At 66.1% G+C, this 13,236-nt stretch carries 15 protein-coding genes; 6 read left to right on the plus strand and 9 right to left on the minus strand.

Features of this window, described 5'->3' with window-relative positions; genetic code table 11:
* Positions 1 to 645, plus strand: a 645-nt coding sequence (locus Q0105_RS11540) for a hypothetical protein (protein WP_298211859.1), incomplete at its 5' end; no start/stop codon positions are given.
* A 239-nt stretch (positions 646 to 884) separates the two neighbouring features.
* Here the strand turns inward: Q0105_RS11540 and Q0105_RS11545 are convergent.
* The 4 genes from Q0105_RS11545 to ada are packed head-to-tail and all read right to left on the minus strand — an operon-like array spanning position 885 to position 3,930.
* Positions 885 to 1,358, minus strand: a complete 474-nt coding sequence (locus tag Q0105_RS11545) for an EVE domain-containing protein (RefSeq protein ID WP_298211861.1) — start codon at positions 1,356 to 1,358, stop codon at positions 885 to 887.
* A 44-nt stretch (positions 1,359 to 1,402) separates the two neighbouring features.
* On the minus strand, positions 1,403 to 2,056 hold the full coding sequence (gene alkB / locus Q0105_RS11550; RefSeq protein WP_298211863.1) for a DNA oxidative demethylase AlkB: 654 nt from the start codon (positions 2,054 to 2,056) through the stop codon (positions 1,403 to 1,405).
* A 6-nt stretch (positions 2,057 to 2,062) separates the two neighbouring features.
* Positions 2,063 to 2,812 carry a 2OG-Fe(II) oxygenase gene (locus tag Q0105_RS11555; protein WP_298211865.1) on the minus strand — a complete coding sequence of 250 codons (750 nt, stop codon included), beginning with the start codon at positions 2,810 to 2,812 and terminating at the stop codon, positions 2,063 to 2,065.
* Complete coding sequence (ada, locus tag Q0105_RS11560) at positions 2,809 to 3,930, minus strand: bifunctional DNA-binding transcriptional regulator/O6-methylguanine-DNA methyltransferase Ada (protein ID WP_298211885.1); 1,122 nt, start codon at positions 3,928 to 3,930, stop codon at positions 2,809 to 2,811. Before ada ends, Q0105_RS11555 begins: the two co-directional genes overlap by 4 nt.
* A 339-nt stretch (positions 3,931 to 4,269) precedes the next feature.
* Between ada and Q0105_RS11565 the strand changes: the two genes are divergently transcribed.
* Together Q0105_RS11565 and Q0105_RS11570 are read left to right on the plus strand one after the other, a co-directional pair.
* On the plus strand, positions 4,270 to 4,734 hold the full coding sequence (locus tag Q0105_RS11565) for a hypothetical protein (protein WP_298211867.1): 465 nt from the start codon (positions 4,270 to 4,272) through the stop codon (positions 4,732 to 4,734).
* The gene (locus Q0105_RS11570; protein ID WP_298211869.1) at positions 4,731 to 5,279 is read left to right on the plus strand and encodes a DUF3592 domain-containing protein; all 549 of its coding nucleotides are present in this window, start codon (positions 4,731 to 4,733) and stop codon (positions 5,277 to 5,279) included. The genes Q0105_RS11565 and Q0105_RS11570 overlap by 4 nt, the downstream gene beginning before the upstream one ends.
* A gap of 255 nt (positions 5,280 to 5,534) precedes the next feature.
* On the opposite strand, the gene Q0105_RS11575 is transcribed toward Q0105_RS11570, so the two are convergent.
* The 4 genes from Q0105_RS11575 to Q0105_RS11590 form a co-directional block, all read right to left on the minus strand.
* Positions 5,535 to 8,339 (minus strand): DEAD/DEAH box helicase, encoded by a 2,805-nt coding sequence (locus Q0105_RS11575; RefSeq protein ID WP_298211871.1) that lies wholly within the window; start codon positions 8,337 to 8,339, stop codon positions 5,535 to 5,537.
* Positions 8,340 to 8,387: 48 nt separating this feature from the next.
* Positions 8,388 to 8,909 carry a hypothetical protein gene (locus Q0105_RS11580; protein ID WP_298211873.1) on the minus strand — a complete coding sequence of 174 codons (522 nt, stop codon included), beginning with the start codon at positions 8,907 to 8,909 and terminating at the stop codon, positions 8,388 to 8,390.
* A gap of 43 nt (positions 8,910 to 8,952) precedes the next feature.
* Entirely contained in the window at positions 8,953 to 9,207 is a 255-nt protein-coding gene (locus Q0105_RS11585) for a GlsB/YeaQ/YmgE family stress response membrane protein (RefSeq protein ID WP_298211875.1), read from the minus strand.
* 98 nt (positions 9,208 to 9,305) lie between these two features.
* Entirely contained in the window at positions 9,306 to 9,998 is a 693-nt protein-coding gene (locus Q0105_RS11590) for an adenylate/guanylate cyclase domain-containing protein (protein WP_298211877.1), read from the minus strand.
* Positions 9,999 to 10,159: 161 nt separating this feature from the next.
* Between Q0105_RS11590 and Q0105_RS11595 the strand changes: the two genes are divergently transcribed.
* Entirely contained in the window at positions 10,160 to 10,546 is a 387-nt protein-coding gene (locus Q0105_RS11595) for a hypothetical protein (protein WP_298211879.1), read from the plus strand.
* Between the two features lie 16 nt (positions 10,547 to 10,562).
* Here Q0105_RS11595 and Q0105_RS11600 read toward each other — a convergent pair whose 3' ends face one another.
* Positions 10,563 to 11,150, minus strand: a complete 588-nt coding sequence (locus tag Q0105_RS11600) for a C40 family peptidase (RefSeq protein WP_298211881.1) — start codon at positions 11,148 to 11,150, stop codon at positions 10,563 to 10,565.
* 284 nt (positions 11,151 to 11,434) lie between these two features.
* Between Q0105_RS11600 and Q0105_RS11605 the strand changes: the two genes are divergently transcribed.
* Together Q0105_RS11605 and Q0105_RS11610 are read left to right on the plus strand one after the other, a co-directional pair.
* Entirely contained in the window at positions 11,435 to 12,481 is a 1,047-nt protein-coding gene (locus Q0105_RS11605; protein WP_298211883.1) for a PQQ-dependent sugar dehydrogenase, read from the plus strand.
* A gap of 77 nt (positions 12,482 to 12,558) precedes the next feature.
* On the plus strand, positions 12,559 to 13,161 hold the full coding sequence (locus Q0105_RS11610) for an isochorismatase family protein (protein WP_298211887.1): 603 nt from the start codon (positions 12,559 to 12,561) through the stop codon (positions 13,159 to 13,161).
* Positions 13,162 to 13,236: the final 75 nt, after the last annotated feature.

The following is a 13,236-nucleotide window of genomic DNA, read 5'->3' on the forward strand; positions in this document are numbered from 1 at the left end:
AATGAAGACCAGAGCGCGTTTGTCGCGCAAACAAACGGGGGAGTCCATCCCATCATTCAACGGGACGTGCCTACGGCCCGCCCGTTAATTCGAACGTTAGGCCCACAACTACACACATCAAGCATGCAAAAGTTCTTCCAACCCATACTTACCTTCGCGGCGGCCGTCGCGGTGGCCAGCATCACCGGATGTGCATCAACAGCAAGCCCGGGAACACCATCGGTCAGCAGGAGCCCCTCTTCATCTAGCGATCTATCTACCGTCTACATCTTCCGAAAGTATGCAGAGCCCACGATATGGAACGCGACGATTAAGATCGATGGGGTAAGCGGAGCATCACTTTCTCAGGGAAGCTTCACTATAGTCAAAGTGCCACCTGGGGCCCACACGTTCAAAGCGAATTGGCCGCTCCTTTCAGGACAACGGGACTCGTTCATAGAGGTCAATACAAAACCTGGTGGTACGTATTTCGTTGAATTAACTGGCATTAGTCAGGTTGTTGGCATAGCTCCCGCCTACACTGCCGGGCCCGGAATCGGCGTCGTATTCCGCATGGGCTCCGGCATGGCAGGGATTGAACAGGCGACGGCGGAGCGCACGATCGCCGAATGTTGCAAGCTACGTAAGAGTGAAGCCTTTGAGTAGGCGCCTCACGTAATCCACGATCACCGTGTTTTCAATGCCCTCTCCTTCTCGCAACAGCCCAACTCGGCGTTCAACGCGGACGCCACGGCAGGCCATGCCTTCGGCATCTTCATGGCCTGCCGCAGTACCCTCCGCACTTCGTGCTCCGGCGCCGGTTAACTAGGGCGTTGGGCGTCCGCTTTCATTTGCCGCAACCGACTGCTCCTGGCCGAAAACGTCCATTAAAACAAGATCAGCGCTTATTTCCCCACCAGCCTCCCAATCACCTCCCACTCCCCCACCTCCACCGGCGTGATCGACAGTCGGTTCCCTCGTTGCAGCACCCGCATCTGCGCCAGCTCCGGGTGTTCGCGCAGCTCGGCCAGGCCCACCAGCCGGGTCTTGCGCAGGGCTTGCACGTCCAGCAGCAGCCAGCGTGGCTTGTCTGTTGGGGACTTGGGGTCGTGGTACGGCGAGTTAGCGTCGAACTGGGTGGGGTCGGGCCGGGTGGCTGAGGCCACGCGGGCGATGCCTGCGATGCCGGGCTCGGGGCAGCTGGAGTGGTAGAACAACACACCGTCGCCCACCCGCATTTCGTCGCGCATGAAGTTGCGGGCCTGGTAGTTGCGCACGCCGGTCCAGGGCACGGTGGCATCAGGTGCGGCCAGGGCATCGTCGATGGAGCATTCGTTGGGCTCGGACTTCATGAGCCAGTAGCGGGGTGAGGAGGTCATGGCACCATTCTGGCAAAGACGGGAGGGCAGGGGCGCCAGCGCGTTCAGCCCGCCTTGCGAAACGTGAGGTTGATGCGCAGCGCATCTGTCATCGCATGCGTGGCCTCGGCCAACGGCATAACCCCATGAAACCGCAACCGCGCCGGGCCGCCCCACACGACCACGTCGCCATGCCACAGGCCCACGCGCCGGGCCTTGTCGGCACGCAGCGCGCCGCCCCACAGAAAAACCGCTGGGATTCCGAGGGAGACAGAAACGATGGGGTGGTCGTAGTTGCCTTCGTCGCGGTCTTGGTGCAGTGACAGCCGTGTGCCTGGCGCGTAGCGGTTGATGAGGCAGGCGTCGGGCGCAAAGCCGGGGTAGCCCGCGGCCTCGGCTGCATTGCGGGCCAATTGGCGAAACGTCACGGGCATGGGCGGCCATGGCGATCCGGTGGTTGGGTCGATGGGGCCGTAGCGGTAGCCGCTGCGGTCGCTGATCCAGCCCAGGGCGCCGCTGTTGGTCATGCCCACCGACATGCGTTGCCCGCCGGGCGTGACGAGGTGCCTGAACGGCGCCTGGGCCGTGATGGCATCCACGGCCTGCAGCAGCCCGGCCGCTTGTTGCAAGGCAAAGCCGCGCAGCACCACGGCACCCGGCTCCAGCCATTCGGGGGCCTGGGGCGTCGCGGGCAGGTCGTCAAACAGGCCGAAGGTCATCGTCGTCTATTCAGCATCATGAAAAATGATGCCCACCGTGTGCCGCTGGCCCGAGCGCACGCGGCTCACGCCGTGGCGCAGGTTCACGCGGTAGGTGCCGCGTGTGCCCAACACGGGGCGGTGGTGCACGGCAAACGCCACGGCGTCGCCTTGGCGCAGGGGCACGACTTCGGCGCGCGACTGCATGCGTGGGCGCTGCTCGGTCAGCACGAACTCGCCACCCGTGAAGTCGCGGCCGGGCTCTGACAGCAAAATGGCCACCTGCAGCGGGAACACATGTTCGCCATACAAATCCTGGTGCAAACAGTTGTAGTCACCCGGTGCGTACTGCAACAACAGTGGCGTGGGGCGCAACTGGCCCGCCGCGTGGCAGCGGGCGATGAAGTCGGCATGGCACGGTGGATAGCGCACATCAATACCCATGGCGGCATTCCAGTGGTTGGCAGTGGGCTGCAGGTATGGGTACAGCGCATCGCGCAGATTGGCCACCACATCCGGCAGCGGGTAGCTGAAATACTGGTACTCGCCCAGGCCAAAGCCGTGACGCTGCATCACCACGCGGCTGCGAAACAGCGGCGGGCCTGCGTGGCGGTAGAGTCCGGCGAGCGCCGCACATTCTTCGGCGCTCAGCAACTGCGGCAACACGGCGTGGCCCTGGGTGTGCAGGTCGTCGGTGGCCTGGGGCCAGTCGAGTGCGGCGATGCGGTCGGGCCAGGGCCGCGAGGGCGCAGGCGTGGCTTGGGGCGGGGCGCTCATGCCACTTTCTCCAGTGTGTGCGCTGGTTCGGCGGCGTTGGCTTCGCGTTGCAGCAGTGCACGTTTGCGCTCCACGCCCCAGCGGTAGCCTGAAAGTGCGCCGTCGCTGCGCACCACCCGGTGGCAGGGGATGGCCACGGCCAGCGCATTGGCCCCGCAGGCCTGGGCCACGGCGCGTGTGGCGGTGGGCGCGCCGATGCGCTGGGCAATATCGGCATAGCTGGCGGTTTGCCCGGCTGGTATGGCGCGCAGCGCCTGCCACACGCGCTGCTGGAAGGCGGTGCCCTGCACATCGAGTGGCAGATCCAGGCCCAGGCCGGGCGCTTCGACAAAGGCCACCACCTGGGCCACGAGCGCTTCAAAGTCGGCGTCGCCACCCACGAGTTGGGCTTGCGCAAAGCGGTCCTGCAGGTCGTGGACCAGGGCCTCGGGGTCGTCGCCCAGCAGGATGGCGCACAAGCCCTGGCCGCTGTGCGCCACCAGGATCGCGCCCAGCACACATTGCCCCACCGCAAAGCGGATGCGCTGCGCCGGGGCGCCTGCGCGGTAGCGTTTGGGGGTCATGCCCAGCACCTGGGTGGACTTTTCGTAGAAGCGGCTGCTGGACTGGTAGCCCGCGCCGTAAATGGCGTCTGTTACTGAATCGCCCGATTGCTCCAGTGCGCTGCGCACGCGCCGTTCGCGTTGCGCGGCGGCATAGGCCTTGGGCGTAAGGCCCGTGGCCTGCTTGAAGATGCGGTGCAGGTGCGAGCTGCTCAGCCCCACGCGCTCGGCCAGTGCGTCGAGCGTGGTGGCCTCTTCGGCTTCGATGATGCGGCAGGCCTGCGTAACCAGCGTGGCATGGTGCGCCAGCGCCGAAGGCTGCCGGGGCTTGCAACGTTGGCAGGGCCGAAAGCCCGCGCTTTCGGCCTCGGCGCAACTGGCATGAAACCGCACGTTTTCAGGCCGGGGTGTACGCGCGGCGCAACTGGGGCGGCAATAGACGCCCGTGGTTTGCACCGAATACCAAAAGCTGCCGTCCGCCGCCGCTGAGCGCTCCAGCACCGCCGCCCAGCGCGGGTCGGCCTGGGTGGCTGCCGCCTGTACGGCTTTGGCGGAGGGCGTGGCATGGATGGGCATGGCCGCAGTGCAGGTGAAGGAGGTGTTCAGGTTCATGGTGGATGGCTCACAAGGTGGATGCGATGCCATGCACTCTAGGGACGGGGGGCGCGGTGCGCACTCCGAAGCTTGCTTTTGAATTCTGCGCCAGGCCGCCGAGATGTGCTGAGCTTGGTGTTTGCTATTAATTTAATAGCTATTTGCGCTTGATGAATAAGCGCTGGAGGCCAAAAATACCCAAAATACATACTGACGATGTGTGGGAATGATCGCGCCTTCTTTCTATCTTTTAGACTGCACGCGGCTTGCTGCCAACGCCCAGGCCCACCAAAACACAGTCCATCGTTCGGGAGGAGATTCATGCCGCACACCCGCCGCCACCACACCCGCAAGGCCCTGTTGCTGGCTTTGTTCGCTGCCACCGTGGGCGCAGGGCCCGTTGCCTGGGCAGCAGGCCCGCAGACCTCGCACCCCCTGGTGGGCCGCTGGAAGCTGACCAGCGTCAACGGCGCGCCGCCCCCGAACTTCGCAAGCCGTCAGGTGTTGGTGATTCAGGCCGACGCAAAGATCATCACCCTGGACCCCAAAAAATCCGGCGGCTCCGCGGCCTCCGAGAGCACGATCCCAACGGCCTTGACCGACGTGCTGACCCGCGGCACCTGGCGCGCTGACAAGGCGCGGCTGTATGTGTCCAACAGCCTGCGCCACGACACGGGCAGCGCCTACACCTTTGCGCAGAAGGGCAAAGTGCTGAGCCTGGAGCCGGACCCGTATTTCTCGAACGCAGACGTTCCCTCCAAGGCAACTTACGAGCGCCTGCCGTGAGGCAGCACCGGGGCACCGAGAACAAGAAGACACCCGGCGGCGTGTGGCTGCTGGCACTGGTTGCCATTCCGTTTGCGGCGGCAGGCCTGGGCATTCTGTTGCTGATGGTGGCCCCCGCCATCTACGACTGGGCGCGCATGCAAAGCTGGCAACCGGTGTCGGCGCAGGTGGAGTCGGCCACACTGCAAAGCCACCGCGGCAGCAAGGGCGGCACCACCCGCAGCGTGTCGGTGCGCTACCGTTATGAGGTGGGTGGCGTGACCTACACCGGGCAGCGCGCAGCCATTCACGAGCGGCCCGACAACATTGGCAGCTTTCAAGAGCAACTGGGTCGGCGGTTGAAGGGCGCGCAGCACACGGGCACGCCGGTGCAGGTGTGGGTGAACCCGAGGCACCCCACCGAGTCGATTGCCGACCGCAGCCTGCGGCCAGGCCTTGTGGCGCTTGCGCTGGGGGTGGCGGTGTTAACGGGCGGCTTTGGCCTGCTGGTGCTGGCCATGGTTGCGCGCAAGGTGTGGGGCGGGTTGCGGGCTGCTGCCCCGTAAGCCTGCCGGGCAAGAAGTAGTGGTTGAGCGCCCCATGCAGCGGGGTTCGAGATCGTCTACGCTTGTTTTCAACTTCCTTGAGATGAAGGTTATTGCTATTATAAATATAGCATCTGGCGCTTGATGGATAAGCGCTAGAGCCCAAAAATACCTGATTTTTGATACGCCTCAGGCTTCGAGCCCCTGGATCCGTTCGGGCTCAGCCCGAACGGTTGATACGGTATCTGAGGTGTGTAGAGAGTCATGCAAAGGCACTCAGACTTCAGGCGGCTGCAGCGGCCTGGGCCGCCGTTTGCCCGTGCCGCCCCAGCGCAGCGCGTCTTCGCCCGGAATACCCAGCGGGTTGTTGGCGGGTTCGGTCAGCGGCGCCAGCAGGGCGTGCAGGTCGGCTTCGCTGAACTTCACCGTGCCTTCGGCGTCATGGCCCAGCACGCCGTGCGCGAGCGCGGCCTTGCGTGCCTGCAGCTCCAGCATGCGCTCTTCGATGCTGCCTTGCACCACCAGCTTGTAGACGAACACGGGCTGGTTTTGCCCAATGCGGTGGGCGCGGGCGGTGGCCTGTTCTTCCACGGCGGGGTTCCACCAGGGGTCGAGATGGATCACGGTGTCGGCGGCGGTGAGGTTCAGGCCGGTGCCACCGGCCTTCAGGCTCACGAGCAGGATGGGGGCCGCTGCACCCTGGGCTTGGAACTGCTGCACCACCGCGCCGCGCTGGCCCGGCGGCGTTTGGCCGGTGAGGGTGAGGTAGGGCAGGGCGATCGTGTCCAGCAGCTCGGCGGCGAGCATCAGCATTTCGGTGAACTGCGAGAACACCAGCACGCGGCGGCCTTCGTCGACCAGGGCGGGCAGCATGTCGGCCAGCAGCTCCAGCTTGGCGCGCTCGGTGCCGGGGTGGATCTTGGCGCCTTTGACCAGGCGCGGGTCGCAGCACACCTGGCGCAGCTTGAGCAGCGCGTCGAGGATGGTGATCTGTGCGCCATCGAAGCTCTGGCGCTCCAGCACGCGGCGCACCTGCTTGTCGGCGGTGGTGCGCACGGCTTCGTACAGCTCGCGCTGTTTGCCTTGCAATTGCACGCGCTGGATGACTTCGGTGCGCGGCGGTAGCTCGGTGGCCACGTCTTGTTTGCGGCGGCGCAGGATGAAGGGGCGCACGCGCTGGGCGAGCAACTGCGCGCGCAGGGTTTCGCCGTTGTCCTCAATCGGCTTGCGCCAGCGGGCGTTGAAGCTGCGCGCGTCGCCCAGAAAGCCGGGCATGAGGAAGTCGAACTGCGCCCACAGCTCGCCCAGGTGGTTTTCGAGCGGCGTGCCGGTCAGGCACAGCAGGTGGGGCGCCTGCAGGCGGCGCAGCGCGCGGGCGCTGCGGCTGCCCGCGTTCTTCACCATCTGGGCCTCGTCCAGGATCAGCAGGTGAAACGGCTCTGCGGCCAGCGCATCCACATCGCGCCACAGCAGGGGGTAGGTGGTGAGCACCAGGTCGTGCTGGGCAATCTGCAGATAGCGTTGGCCCCGGTCGGGCCCATGCAGGCTGAGCACGCGCAGGCCCGGTGCCATGCGCGCGGCCTCGGCTTGCCAGTTGAAGACCAGCGAGGTGGGCAGCACCACCAGCGCGGGGCGGGTCAGGCGGCCTGCCTCTTTTTCGGCCAGCACATGGGCCAGGGCCTGCGCGGTTTTGCCCAGGCCCATGTCGTCGGCCAGGATGCCGCCCAGGCCCTGCGCGCGCAGGTATTGCAGCCAGGCCAGGCCTTCGAGCTGGTAGGGGCGCAACTGGATCTGCAGGCCGTCTGGCGCGGCCACCGGCTGCGGTGCGCCGATGTGGCGCAGCCGCTGGGCTAACTGGGCCAGGCCCAGGTCGCCCTGCAGTTGCCAGTTGTTTTGGGGGGCCACGCGGTGCGCCTGCACCAGCCCAGCGCGCAGGGCCTCCAGGCGGCGCGCCTCCCAGGCGCCCAGGCGCAGCGGGTCGCCGTCCTGGCGCTGTTTGCGGGTGGGGTCCGTCAGCAAATCCACCATGGCGCCCACGATGGCCTTGAGCGGTCCGGCGGGGGCGTCGATGCGCCGCCCGCCCGGTGCGCGCAGCGAGATGACGGCGATGTCGTCGATGGAGGCCATCTGCCGGGCGTTGAGCCAGCGCACATCGCGGCGCAGCAGGTCGGCCAGCATGGGGGCCAAATCCAGCACGACGCCGTCGATCTCGATGCCTAGGCTCAGCAGCCAGGCGCCTTCGCGCTCGGGCAGGTGCAGCTTTTGCACGGGGCGCTCGCGTGGGCCCAGCGGGCCATCCACCTCCTTGGCCAGCAGCTCGCCGGTGTCGGGGGCGATGACGAGTTTCCAGCGCTGCACGGGCACACTTTCGTGCGCGAAGCCGGGGTGTACCACCACGCTCCAGCCTTCGGCGCGCAGCGGTGGGATCTGGTCGGCCCAGAAGTCGCCGAATTGCGCCTCCTGCGCCAGCGTCCACACCGGGCCCAGCGTGGTGGCGGCCTCGCGGTGGCGCCACTGCAGGTGTTTGGGGTCCACGGGCACCAGACCCAGGTCCCACACGCGGTCTGTGGCGTCCGCCTCGGCCGCCAGGTTGCGCTGCATGCGCACCACGGGGCCGCCGGTGTCGTACAGGTCTTGCACGGGGGCGGGGCGGGCGTTGAGCACGGAGGTGGGGGCGGCGGTTTCCCATCTGGCACCCTCATCGGTGTGATAGGTCCAGTCGATCTGCGCCAGGGTTACGCTGTCGCCACGCGGCCCTAGCTTGCCCTGGGGCGCCATGCCCAAGAGTCCATCGCCCCGGCCCAGCGTCATGAGGGTGATGCGGGGGCGGAAGTGGCCGGTGGCGATGCCGGGTGCCGACGGCTGGGCCGTGCCGCCGCTGGTGTGCGCCGCATCGGGGGCGTCGCCGCGCAGCACGGCCATGGCGCGGGCGGCTTCGGCATCGGTGAGCGGTGCCAGGGCCTTGAGCGTGGCGGCATCGGCCTGGTTGCGCAGGGCGCGCACCCAGGCCGCTATCAGCGCGGCACGGTCGGATCGGTGCGGTTCGGGTTCGTCGGCAAAGGCCTTGCCAGGTGCGGGCATAGGCTGCCGATTGTGCAATTGTTGCAACTGTGCCGTGGGGGCGGCTACTTACCCCAGGGACTTTTTGCGCAAGGGGCCCGAAGGGGCTGGCAACTGCAGTTGGGCCTCTTGCACCACCCGCACGCAGTCGCGCAGGTGCTGCTCGCCCAGGTAGCGCAGCGTGGCGTAGCCAATGGTGGCGGCCACGGCCTGGCCCGCCAGCGGCACGTATTTGGCGGCCTGTTTGGTGGTCAGACGCAGGCCCACGGTTTGTGTGGCGCGTATCACCAGCTCTCGGGTGATCAGCTTGCCGATCAGCACCGAGCCGACCAGGCTCACGGCCTTTTGCACCTGTTCGCGCTTGTTGGGGTCCAACTGGTCGATTTGAGCGGCGGACAACCCAAACTCTGCGCTGACCTGTGGAATCAGCCGTGAGAGCAGGGCGGCATCCACCGCCCAGTCGAGGCCGGGCACCGGCACCATGCTGGCAGCAGCGGCCACTAGGGCGCGCCGGTGCAGCAGCTTGCGCGCGCGCTGCACGGCGGCGGCAAGGTCCGGGTTACCGGCGGCCAGGTCCGAGGCGTTTGGCATAAGGTGTTGAGCGCGGCGCGGTTTGTTTTTATTTAAGCCACGATCAGGACGACTTGCCCTTGACCAGGCCATAGATGACCAGCAGCACCACGGCACCCACGACCGATGCGATCCAGCCCGCTACAGCGCCCTGGGCATACCAGCCCATGGCGGTGCCCACGTAGCTGGCCAAAAAGGACCCCGCCACGCCAAGCAGCGCGGTCATGATCCAGCCCAGTTTGTCGTCCCCAGGCTTGACGGCACGGGCGATGAAACCCACAACCAGACCAACCAGCAATGTTCCGAGCAATGACAACATGTGTTTTCCCCTTTTTCACGTCAAGTGAGATTTTGATGACAGCGTGACTGTACTGGCGAGGCGGCATGGCGCCTGTCAGACAATACCCTTTGTCTGTATCACGGGGGTGACATGGTGCCCGCACCGAGAGGATTCAAGGGCCGCTCGAAAAGACAGTGCCCGAACCGGTGGGCGGGCAGGTCCATGCCCGAGATCTGGTGGTGCGCGTTTTCGCAGACGTAACGGCCCGTGGGCAGTGCGGCGTAGGCCGCTGCGGTCAGCAAAATTTCGTTGGCGCTGGCGATGTCTTCGCCCAGCTTGCAGGCGCAGTTCATCTCGGGGCCGAAGAGATCCTGGTGGGCAATGACCAGCGTGGGGCCAAAACCAATGCCCGCGCTCACGTTCAGGATGCGCTCAGGGGGCAGCACGGTGTTCATGGCCGCAAGGGCACGCAAAGTGTCCTGCGCGGCCTCCAGGGCCTGCTCGGGCGTGGCGAACACCGCAAACAGGTTGTCGGCCTCCTGCTTGATGACTTCGCCGCCATTGCCCCGGATGGCGGGGCGGGCCGCTTGCTCCATCTGGTGGATCATGGCCAGAAAATGAATGATGCCGTGGCTTTGGGTGATGCGCGAGAAGCCGCACATATCGAGCACCAGGATGGCAACGTTGCGCACAAAAGCCTGTTCGATGGCGGCGTCGATGCGGGCTGCGTTGGCGGGCGCCTGGTTGCGCTCGGCCAGCAGGCGCCGCAGGTAGTCCTTGTCGTGCGGGGTCTTGTTGTTGCCGTCGGGGAGCGCGGTGGGGTGGGTCATGGCGGCGGGCCTGTGGGTGGTGTCCGACATGGTAGCGCGGCCCATGCTGGCGCAACAGGGGCCTGGTGCAGGCCTACAGTGGACCCATGCCATCCCGCTGCCCTGTGTACCCCTTGTTGGCACGGCGCGGCACCCACAAGGCAAGAAAGAAAGGAAACGCCATGACCACTTTCCATCGAACCACCCGTACCTGCACCCCACTTTTGGCCGCGCTGGCCCTGGGCAGCCTGCTGGCCTTGCCCTTGGGCGCCATGGCGGCGGGCAATGAAGAGGCCTCGCTGGTGCGGGGCGCCGTGCCGGACACCACGCCCCAGCAGCGCTACCAATCCGCCATCCGCGAGGCGGGCGGTGGGCTCAAGGTGAGCCTGGAGGAATGCCGGGCCATGGCCGCGGCTGAGCGCAAGGGCTGCGAATCCGAGGCCCGCGCGCGTTACCAATCCGATATGCGCGCCGCCAAGATCATGCTGTCAGACCCGTCTGCCGGGCCGGTGAATGTGGTGGGTGGGCCGATTCGCAGCACCGAAACGGTGTACGAGATCAAACGCTAGGTAAGAACCGCCGCGCCTATCGCTGCACAGCGGTGGCTTGTGTGCTGCCTGCGTCGTCGTCGGTGGTGACACGGCGGGCGCCATTGAAGCGGCGTTTCCAGTAAGACAGGCCCATGTCTTCCACCCGGATCTCGGAGCCGCTGCGGGGGGAGTGGATGAACTTGCCGTCGCCCACATAAATGCCGACATGGCTGAAATTGCGGCGCATGGTGTTGAAGAACACCAGGTCGCCGGGCTGCAGGTCTTTTTTGTCGATGACCTGGGTGGCCGCCGCTTGCTGGTCGGCACGGCGGGGCAGCAACAGGCCCACGGTCTGCTCGTACATGGCGCGCACAAAGCCGCTGCAGTCAAAACCGGTTTCGGCGCTGTTGCCGCCGCGTTTGTAGGGCACGCCCAGAAAACCCATGGCGTTGACCACCAGATCGGACGCCTGGCCTGCCACCGTGTGGGCCTTGTCGGCCACTTGGTGGCTCACATTTTCAAGGCGCGTCAGCAGGCCTTTTTCCGCGATGAGGCGGTCCATATCGTCAGGGTTGGCCGCCGCAGGCGCAGCCTGCGCGGCGGTGGCGCAGGCCAGGAGAAGAATGCAGAACCATCTGGACATGGGGGCGAAGGGTAACACGGCAAACTTGCTTATTGAAAGTAATCGATTTTGCAAGCCTTTGATTTGATTCAAGTAAATCGGTTTTTGCTGTCCGCTGCAGGGCCCACCGCGCAGAATACGAGGGCGGTGGCATGGTTCTGGGCCTTGAGGAGATTTGCGCCATGGGTTGGATGCAAAAACGGCAGATAGCGCTTGTCCATAAAGCGCAAGTAGCTATATTTTTAATAGCGTTCGGTTTCTGCTGCGTCGGCGCAGCCCAGAGCGCTGCGCCCCTTGCTTCCGTGGTGCCGACGCCGGTACCGGTGGCGACCGGGCTGGTGCACCCGTGGGGCCTGGCCTTTTTGCCGGATGGCCGGTTTTTGGTCACCGAGCGGCCCGGCCGCATGCGCGTGGTGGGCACCACGGGCGAGCTGGGCCCGGCGCTGAGTGGTGTGCCCGCCGTGGCGGCGGGCGGGCAGGGTGGCCTGCTGGACGTGGTGACGGATGCCGACTTTGCGCAGAACCGCCGCATCTATTTCTGCTTTTCCGAACCCGCGGCCAAAGGCGCGGGGGGCAACAGCACGGCGCTGGCGCGCGCCACCCTGTCGGACGATGCGCTCAGCCTCACGGATGTGCGCGTGATCTTCAGCCAGCGACCCAAGGTGGACAGCCGCTTGCATTTTGGCTGCCGTATCGCGCAGGCACGGGATGGCCAGCACCTGTTTCTTGCGCTGGGCGAGCGTTTTTTCCGCAAGGAGGATGCCCAGGCGCTGGACAACCACCTGGGCAAAATCATCCGCATCACGCCGGACGGCGCCGTGCCCGCCGACAACCCGTTCGTGAAGCAGCCCGGCGCCTTGCGCGAGATATGGAGCTACGGCCACCGCAACCCCCAGGGCGCCGCCCTGGGGCCGGACGGCCAGTTGTGGGTGAACGAGCACGGCCCGCAGGGCGGCGACGAGATCAACCGCCCCCAGCCGGGCCGCAACTATGGTTGGCCGGTCATTACCTATGGCGAGAACTACGGCGGCGGCAATATCGGCGAGGGCACGGCCAAGGCGGGGATGGAGCAGCCGCTGCACTACTGGGCGCCATCCATCGCGCCGTCGGGCATGGCGTTTCTCACCAGCACACGCTACGGCGCGGCGTGGCAGGGCAGCCTGTTTGTGGGGTCGCTCAAGTTCGGCACGCTGCACCGGCTGGAGTTTGCGGGCGGCAAGCTGCAGCGCGAAGAGGTGCTGATGCAGGGCCGGGGCGAGCGCCTGCGGGACGTGCGCCAGGGGCCGGACGGTTTGCTCTACCTGCTGACCGACAGCCCGCAGGGGCGGCTGCTGCGCCTGCAGCCGCCCTGAGTTTCTCTCGGGGGCTGCGACAATGCACCCATCTCCAATCCATGAATCCCGCCGCCCAGGCGCGGCCCACAACACCCATGCTGCTTGACGCCACCGAATCGCAACTCGTCCTGGTTGACTACCAGGAACGCCTGATGCCCGCCATCTTCGAAGGCCCCGCCGTGCTGGCCAACGCCCGCCGCCTGGCCGAGATCGCCCGCATGCTGGATGTGCCCGTGTGGGGCACCGAGCAAAACCCTTCGCGCCTGGGCGCCAACGACGCCGCGCTGCGTGCCCTGTGCCAGAAAACCCTGGCCAAGATGCATTTCAGCGCCGCAGAAGAAGGCCTGGGTGAGTGGCTGCGCCCGCCCGCCAAGCCCCAGGGCGGCAACGCGCGCAGCCTGCCCAAACACCTGCAAAAACCCGCCCAGCAGGCACCCGAGCGCGGCACCATCGTGATCGCGGGCTGCGAAGCTCATGTATGCCTGCTGCAGACGGCGCTGGACCTCATCGACGACGAATTCGAGGTGTGGGTGGTGACCGACGCCTGCGGCTCGCGCACCGAGCGCAACCGCGACGCCGCCTTTGACCGCCTGGCCGGTGCGGGCGCCGAGCTCGTGACCACCGAGATGGTGGCGTTTGAATGGCTGGGCACGTGCGAGCACCCGGCGTTCAAGGATGTGCTGGGGCTGATCAAGTAGCCTTGTTTTTTTGAGATTTTTTGGGGATTGCTCCACAGGTATTGATATCTGAGGCCATCGATAGCACAATGACGC

Origin of the sequence: Acidovorax sp. (assembly GCF_027492855.1) — a bacterium.
Lineage (GTDB): Bacteria > Pseudomonadota > Gammaproteobacteria > Burkholderiales > Burkholderiaceae_C > Acidovorax.